The organism is Anaerosporobacter sp., from assembly GCF_965301125.1.
Window position 1 is genome coordinate 1 of sequence record NZ_CBDLAM010000176.1, and the last position, 7,715, is coordinate 7,715.

The 7,715-nt window shown below is 33.2% G+C and carries 8 protein-coding genes and 1 other annotated feature; of the genes, 1 reads left to right on the forward strand and 7 read right to left on the reverse strand.

All coding sequences use genetic code 11. From position 1 onward, the window contains the following. Nucleotides 1-93 precede the first annotated feature (93 nt). The 7 genes from ACW2QF_RS15720 to rsgA all read right to left on the reverse strand — a co-directional run bounded on the left by ACW2QF_RS15720 (nt 94) and on the right by rsgA (nt 6,059). Entirely contained in the window at nt 94-591 is a 498-nt protein-coding gene (locus ACW2QF_RS15720) for a CYTH domain-containing protein (protein ID WP_455716956.1), read from the reverse strand. 180 nt (nt 592-771) lie between these two features. Then, complete coding sequence (locus tag ACW2QF_RS15725; protein WP_455716957.1) at nt 772-1,248, reverse strand: GtrA family protein; 477 nt, start codon at nt 1,246-1,248, stop codon at nt 772-774. 127 nt (nt 1,249-1,375) lie between these two features. Further along, nucleotides 1,376-2,593, reverse strand: coding sequence for an aminotransferase class I/II-fold pyridoxal phosphate-dependent enzyme (locus ACW2QF_RS15730; RefSeq protein WP_455716958.1), 1,218 nt, complete (start codon nt 2,591-2,593; stop codon nt 1,376-1,378). A 159-nt stretch (nt 2,594-2,752) separates the two neighbouring features. After that, nucleotides 2,753-3,015, reverse strand: a binding site (T-box leader). Between the two features lie 85 nt (nt 3,016-3,100). After that, nucleotides 3,101-3,661, reverse strand: a complete 561-nt coding sequence (locus tag ACW2QF_RS15735; protein ID WP_455716959.1) for an HAAS signaling domain-containing protein — start codon at nt 3,659-3,661, stop codon at nt 3,101-3,103. Then, entirely contained in the window at nt 3,654-3,959 is a 306-nt protein-coding gene (locus ACW2QF_RS15740) for a PadR family transcriptional regulator (RefSeq protein WP_455716960.1), read from the reverse strand. The genes ACW2QF_RS15735 and ACW2QF_RS15740 overlap by 8 nt, the downstream gene beginning before the upstream one ends. Before the next feature lie 130 nt (nt 3,960-4,089). Continuing rightward, nucleotides 4,090-4,785, reverse strand: a complete 696-nt coding sequence (locus ACW2QF_RS15745) for a 4'-phosphopantetheinyl transferase family protein (RefSeq protein WP_455716961.1) — start codon at nt 4,783-4,785, stop codon at nt 4,090-4,092. Between the two features lie 164 nt (nt 4,786-4,949). Continuing rightward, nucleotides 4,950-6,059, reverse strand: a complete 1,110-nt coding sequence (gene rsgA / locus ACW2QF_RS15750; RefSeq protein WP_455716962.1) for a ribosome small subunit-dependent GTPase A — start codon at nt 6,057-6,059, stop codon at nt 4,950-4,952. Between the two features lie 527 nt (nt 6,060-6,586). Between rsgA and ACW2QF_RS15755 the strand changes: the two genes are divergently transcribed. Further along, nucleotides 6,587-7,612: a phosphate/phosphite/phosphonate ABC transporter substrate-binding protein gene (locus ACW2QF_RS15755; RefSeq protein ID WP_455716963.1), complete on the forward strand. Its 1,026-nt coding sequence runs from the start codon at nt 6,587-6,589 to the stop codon at nt 7,610-7,612. Nucleotides 7,613-7,715: the final 103 nt, after the last annotated feature.

Sequence of the window (7,715 nt, forward strand, 5' to 3'; positions counted from 1 at the left end):
CATTTGAACTCACTAAAAAGCAAGAAAAAAGAACAGAAATCGTGATTTCTGTTCTTTTTTTGATCATCAATCTAGTTTGACAACCTTTTTTATTTATTGAAAAATATCCTCTTGATACCTATCTAATGTAGCAAGATAATTATTCTTAAACCGATGATCTCTACTTACATCTTCTCCAAACCATTCAGGTGGTATAAACTTACTTGCTGCCTCTTCATTTGGAAATTCCACTTCTACAAAATACAAGCCTTCCAGTTGTTCACGAAAGATATCTAACTCTGCTTTCAATCCATCTTCTAATGAAATGATGTAGCGTGTCTTAGCAACTATATGATCATCAACTTTCGTTTTAAGATGTTCATAACCAGATTCATTAAGCGGAACTTCTACCTCATTAGAAATGCATGCATTCTGATCCTGTTTCTCTTCTATTCCAAACTTTGATTTGTATGTTAGAATATAATCATCATTGCTACGACGAATTCGTACAATCGGATTCGTACATAGATACCCTTGCTCAATAATCTTCTTATCATAAGAATCTAATTGTTCTGGTAACTGTTTCACTCTAAATTTCTTTTCTATTTCCATTACATACCTCATCTAATCCATCTTGTAACTAACTATTTTTCAAAAGATCTTAACTAATGTTAATGATGAATAATCAAGAATCTTTATTCATTGATTAACTTACTTGTACCTGACTACCTCTAAAATAGAAATGCAAAACTCTGAAAACATAAAAGAGTTTTGCCTCCATAACCTAGAATTTTATTCGTTAAAAACTACAAACTTACTAAAATAGTAATTAATAATTACAACTACTACATTCATGATAGCTTTTATCAGCATATTGTTTACGCACAAAAGATCAACAAATACAAACATTGCTGCCTCTTCAACTAAGAAAGATACAAACCTTGCAGTAAAAAATTTACCAACCTGTATTGCCTCACCAACGAACCCTTTTTTCGTTGGTTTAAAAACATATTTGGCATTTGCAAAATATGCGAACAACATTGCTACTATCCAAGCAAACGCATTAGATACAAGATTACTAATTCCAACTATATTACAGAACCAGTAATATGCAACCATGTTCACTCCTGTAGTAAGTGTTCCAACAATAATGTAGGCTATCGTTTCTTTCTGAATTAATTTTTCCCTGAAACGTCGTATTTTATCATACAAAAGTTGACGTTTATCCTTAATTTCATTGGCTAAATTCATCTCTTGACTATACTTCATAACCCTTCCCTATTAACCTCTACCTATGTTTATCTTATATCTATTACTTATTTACTATACGCAATTTTATCATATATTTTCCATTTTTCCAAGTGGGACAATCTTAACATTTTCTTAAGCAGTAGAATTACTTCTGACGGTATGTACTTAAGAAATCTGCTAATTTATCCGTAGCACTTTTTAGTTCAATAACATTTGGCAAATATACAATTCTAAAATGATCTGGATCTTTCCAATTGAACCCTGTTCCCTGCACAATTAAAACCTTTTTCTCACGTAAGAAGTCAAGTGCAAATTGCTCATCATTCTTCAAATTAAACTTCTTAATATCTAGTTTAGGAAATATATAAAAAGCTGCCTTTGGTTTTACCACAGAAACACCAGGTATCTCTTTGAGTGCATTATATACGAACTCCCTCTGTTCATATATTCTTCCCCCGGGAAGCAGTAATTCATCTGCGCTTTGATAACCTCCTAAAGCAGTCTGAATGATGTACTGCGATGGAACGTTGGAACATAATCTCATAGATGCCAATAGATTAATTCCTTCGATATAGCCTTTGACTTTGGATTTATCACCACACAAGCACATCCATCCACTTCGAAATCCCGCAACACGATGTGACTTTGATAAACCATTAAAGGAAACAGTGAATAAATCCGGTGCTAATGAAGCAAGTGCTGTATGTTCCAAATTATCCATAACTAAGCGGTCATAGATTTCATCAGCAAAGAGGATTAGCTCATTCTCTCTTGCCACCTGTACGATTTGTTCCAATATTTCTTTGGGATAAAGTGCACCTGTTGGATTGTTAGGATTGATTACTACAATACCTTTCGTTTTGCTTGTTATCTTCTTCTTGATATCTTCTATATCTGGATACCATTCCGACTGTTCATCACAAACATAATGTACAGCTTTCCCTCCAGCTAGATTTACAGCGGCTGTCCATAGAGGATAATCTGGCATTGGAACTAACATCTCGTCGCCATCATTTAATAATCCTTGCATTGCTAGAACAATCAGTTCACTTACACCATTTCCTGTATATATATCATTAATTCCTACATTCGGAATATTCTTTAACTGGCAATATTGCATAATTGCTTTTCTTGCAGAAAAGATTCCCCTCGAATCTGAATACCCTTGTGCATTACGTAAATTGAACACCATATCATGAATAATCTCATCTGGTGCATCAAATTGAAAAGGCGCAGGATTACCAATATTTAATCTAAGAATGTCAACACCTTCCGCTATCATACGGTTCGCTTCGTCCATTACCGGACCTCTTATATCATAACATACGTGATCTAATTTTCTGGATTTTTCAAATACTCTCATACTAATCCCATTCCCTTCTTTTACAAATTAATTCCTATACTTGTGTATTACTAAGATAGTAAAAGCAAACTTTCAATATATCCAACTGTTTCTAAGCTGGCATACTATAACTAAAAAAATAGCGAAGCACTAAAAACGCCCTAAACCAAATTTTCTTTGGTTTAGGGCGAACATATTGTCCGTGTTACCACCTAAATTCAGATTGACCATCTGCACTCACCAGTACTTCTCTAATATTTATTAGAAATATACTTTATCCCTATAACGGTGGAAATCCGATGAAGCCTACTTTGATAAGATTACTTATAGTTCGGTTCATAGCTCTGAGACTGCTTCGATCTAAGTATATTGAAGATTCACACCAACCATCTTCTCTCTGTTAATATAAACTAAGATGTACTCCTTCTCTTCACTGCCTTTGACTCACTTTATTACTTCAATTTGCCACAGTATACCATCTTATGCTTCATTTGTCAATATGAGTACTATATTTTTAACCTTGCTTATCTAATTATAACCATACTTACTTAATCTATAATTTTCACTTGATTTTCTTAAAAACGATTTAAAGATTTTCCACATTTTCTTACTTACGTAATATAATAGCATTGATACTGGTAATGCTATTGGAAGAGCTAATATATCAGGTACATTAAAATTTCCCAAAATAAATGTTATAAAACTCATATTATATCCTAAGAGTGCTCCCACAGTTTTAATACAACCTCCTATTAGTGTAATAAAACTGGATATATATAAACTCCCTGCTATTACCGTTAGTATCATTCCATTTATTCCTGTTGAACTATAATACAATAATGCCCTGAAAAAACTTTTACTGTTGAATACTACAGTATCTGCTATAACTTTTCCTACATATGCCTTACCAAGTTTTTTAGGATCCCCAAGATTTTGTAGAATAGATTTCATATCAATCCCTTGTTTGATCTTTGTCTCTTGGATATGACTTTTTATTTCATATATAATATCCGCTTTTTCTTCTTCTGATAAATACTTCAAATTCCGTTTTACTGCTTCTAAAAACTCATTCATTAATTCATCATCCATTTAGCTCTCCCTTTCTGCTTTGCAATTCCTGTATAACACTCACCAATTCGGTCCATTCTTTTGTCATTACGGATAAATACTCTTTTCCCTTATCTGTTAGTGTATAATACTTTCTAGGTGGTAAGCCTTCAGATGAATCTTTCCATTCGGATGCTAGATATTTTTCTTTTTGTAGTCTCCGTAGTAATGGATATACTGTACTTTCTTTGGCTGCTATTATATCCCATTGGCTTATTTCATTAATGATTTCATAACCATAATAAGGTTTCGAATTAATCAATAACAAGTATTTTGCCATTATATGTTTTATTCTTACATGTATATCTAAAAACGAAAAATCTCCAAAATGATATGATTTTCTTACATCATTTTGGAGATCCCCCTCTTTTCTTAGTTATACAACTTTTACTTTATATAGGTTTAGCTTTTTATGGTTGAATCACCGTTAATTTTCTAACTCTACTCATCAAATCTTCCATTGTCCATATCTCAAACTCTGGTTTTGTTTCACTGATCACAGTCAAATAATACTCTTGCAAATTCATACATTCTATATATGCATCTAAGTCTTTTTTAAGTTCATAATCTCTGATTCTAATATTTCCATTTTCCAAATACGTATTAAATGTATCGAACCCTTTACTCATCCCTAGTCCAAGATATTTTATGTATGCCTCTTTAATTGTCCAAAGTGCGTAAAACTTCCTTCTTCTATCTTCACATGTCTTAAAACCATCTATCTCCTTTGGACTAAAAAACCTCTTAACTATATCATCATTATCTTTATCATTAATAATCTCTACATCAATGCCTACTTGCTTATCATCAAAAATACCTGCAACACAGTTCCCAGAATGGGATAAGTTATAATTAATCTTCTGTGCCGATGAACAAAATGGTTTACCATGCTCAGTTTTTTCAAAAACCATATCCTTGTTATCAATTCCCAAACTCTCATTGATAATGCATCTTGCAAGTAAAGAAGAAGCCAATCCCCTGCACTGATCCTTATATTGATGAAATCTACCGAGTATATTTCTTCTTTCACTTGATATATAATTAAGGCATGTGCTATATTCTTCTTCCGTAAATGTACAATCATTTAAAATCACTGCTCTCGACATGTTCCCTCTACCTCTTTCTCATACATTGAATTGACATATTTTAGAGAATGTCAATATTCTTCCATCTTACTCGCAATGGAATATTCTTTCATAAAGATTTGGTACATTCCATTATTATCCAATGTTTATATTATCATCTTTTTTGACAAATTACAATAAATACACTACTTTCTTTTACTTCGAGCCAAGCGTGATTGTTTTAATGCTTCCTTTTTTTCACGCATCTTTGATTCTCTTTGTAATTTTACATAACTCTTATATCTATTTGCTGTTAGTGTTCCATCTTCAATAGCTTCTCTAACAGCACATCCTGGTTCATTGCCATGTGTACAATTATGAAATTTACATTGTCCTACTAATTCTTCCACATCACCGAATGACTCTTTCAAACCTTCAGATACATCCCACAATCCAAGTTCACGCATACCTGGTGTATCAATAAGCAACGCCCCATTCTCTAGCTCTATCATCTGCCTATGGGTTGTTGTATGATATCCCTTACTATCGTCTTCACGAACCTTGTTTGTATTCATAATCTCTCTTCCTGCTAACGCATTGACCAATGTGGACTTCCCTATACCAGAAGATCCAAGGAAAACTATTGTCTTGCCTGAGGTAACATAACGGTTTAATTCTTCTAACCCTTCCCCTTTTACTGAACTAATGGCTAAAACATCAACTCCTGGCGCCACTAAGCTAGCCTCGTTAATGTATATACTTACATCTTCTACCAGATCTGCTTTTGTAAGAACGATAACTGGTGTTGCGCCACTTTGCCATGCTGCCGTTACATATCGCTCAATTCTTCCTATACTAAAGTTATGGTTTAAGGATACCATAATAAACACGTAGTCAAAGTTTGTTGCAACGATTTGCTCCGTTTTTCTTGTGGTAGGGTCTAATCTGGAAAAATATGACCTTCTTGGTAAAACTGTATAGATTACCGAATCACCTTGTGGATTATATCGTATTAGAACAAAATCACCTACTGCAGGATAAATTACTACTCCTTCTCCATTATAAAATGCTGAACCTTTTAACTTTGCTCCGCTCTCACCATGTTCACTAACAATTTTATATCGTTCGCGGTGTACTTGAGTAATTCTTGCTGGGATCAATGGTTCTTGTATTCTTTCTTCTGTTATATATCTAATTGCTTCCTTATAATCTGCCTTGGTAAAACCATATTTAAAATTTATTATACTATTCATATTCTTAATACCTTCCTTTTCTTCTATTTCAAATTTCTCCCTGTTAATTATCTCTTGACTCATAGCAATCCTCCTAGGTATATTTTTTAGTAGATAATTGCATAGCCCTCAATACGTATAGCTTGAAATAGATAAAAAAGCGCAAAAAAAACACGCCCTAAAGCGTGTTATATAATACAATGCCTATAATATCATTCATGTACACGAAAAGGTTCTTATTCGATACTTACGTATCGAGCACATATGCAATTATTTGTTATTCACCATCTTATTCTCTTTCATCATAATTACATGTCTCCTTTCGTGATTCGAAAAATATAGTCTGTGAAAATATATTCTCCATAATATGAGTTTTCCACATAATACCACTTTCATTCTATCAGAACATATAGATTTGTCAAGTATTATGCTAAAAATTGGGCAGAATAATTTTGAATGGTATTGTTGTTTTATTACTTCACTACCATAAATTACATGTATTTTTATTATTTTTTTAATGACAAGTATAATATGAAATGATATAATGCATAAGGGTATAAAATAGTTACTATTGAAACTATTTTTAGAAATGATTATTTCCAGGAGGCAATATGAAAAAAATAATTGCATTATGTACAGTATTAATGTTAGCTATGACTACACTTATTGGTTGTAGTTCTAAGTCTTCATCAGACAGTATTCCAACTGATGAATTAGTGGTTTACTTTGTACCTTCAAGAGATCCATCTGAAATCAAAGAAGCTACAAAACCATTATCTAACTTATTAAAAGATGAATTATCGAAACAAGGTTTTGACTTCGATAAAGTTACTATTGAAGTAGGTACAAGCTTTGAAGCAGCTGGTGAAGCATTAGCTTCTGGTACTGCTCAAGTAGGTTTTATCCCTGGCGGAACTTATGTGTTATATTCTGATGGTATTGATGTTGCTTTAACTGCAACTCGTGATGGTTTAAACCATGATTCTGAAAATCCAGCCGACTGGAATACAGCTCCAACGGAAGGAACTGATAAACAAGTAACTTACTATCGTTCATTAGTAATTGCAGGTCCATCTGAAAAAGGTCAAGCATTGGCAGATAAAGTAAATAACGGTGAAACTCTTACGAAAGAAGATATCGAAAGCGTAACTTGGGGAGTTTCAAGTAACACTACTTCTCCAGCAGGTTACATCTACCCAAGCTTATGGTTACAAGAAAACTATGGAATGTCTATTACAGACCTACCAAACAAAGTATTACTTGATAACTATGCAACAAGTCTTTCACAATTAGCTAGTGGACAAATTGACGTTATGGTAACTTATGCAGATGCTCGTCGTGATTACGCATCAGATTGGGAATCAACATTCGGAAGAAAAGCATCCATCTGGGATGAAACAAATGTAATCGGTGTAACTGATGGTATCTACAACGATACAATCTCTGTAACAAAAGATGAAAAAGTTATGAATGCTGAGTTAAAAGCTGCTATCCAACAAGCATTTATCAACATTGGAAATACAGAAGAAGGAAAAGAAATTATTGCAATCTACAGTCACAATGGATATGAAATTGGGGATGATAAGAATTACGATGCTGAAAGAGATGCTCAACAGCTAATTCAATCCATGCAATAATCTTTATGATACTAGTGGGTTAGTGAGCTGACTCACTTGTCTTGAATGCGATGAGTTCATGGGCTTCCATGGACTCATTTTTTGACAAGAAGTAAATATATGT